Origin of the sequence: Pseudoalteromonas sp. S1650 (assembly GCF_005887195.1) — a bacterium.
GTDB lineage: Bacteria > Pseudomonadota > Gammaproteobacteria > Enterobacterales > Alteromonadaceae > Pseudoalteromonas > Pseudoalteromonas simplex.
Genome location: NZ_PNDF01000210.1, coordinates 1 through 361 on the forward strand (window position 1 = coordinate 1; position 361 = coordinate 361).

General features: G+C 40.4%; 1 protein-coding gene. It reads left to right on the plus strand.

What is annotated here, in order from left to right:
* Nucleotides 1-303, plus strand: a 303-nt coding sequence (locus CWB80_RS23030) for a winged helix-turn-helix domain-containing protein (protein WP_249362687.1), incomplete at its 5' end; no start/stop codon positions are given.
* Nucleotides 304-361 lie beyond the last annotated feature (58 nt).

Consider the following 361-nt stretch of genomic DNA (forward strand, 5'->3'; position numbering starts at 1 on the left):
GGTGGTCAGTATGTTCGGTTTGACCGTACGCTTGCCGGACGGGTATCGCTTATCCGTAAGAAATTAGGTGATAACTGGGATAAACCATACGGAATTAAAACAGTGTGGGCGCAAGGTTACCTGTTGGTTTCTGATGCAGGGGATATGTTATCATTAATGGGGAAACTGTTTGCAATATTATATATTTACTTAATATTTTCTCTGTTTCTTTTTAGTGGGGTTATAGCGCAGTTATGGCCCTATGAAGCCACACAGCAACACATCGCTCTAGATCAACAGATTGGGAAATCATTAAGGATATGAAGTCAAAATGACACGTCCTTAGCGACATTAAATCAAGATGGTAATCTACAGTTCCTTG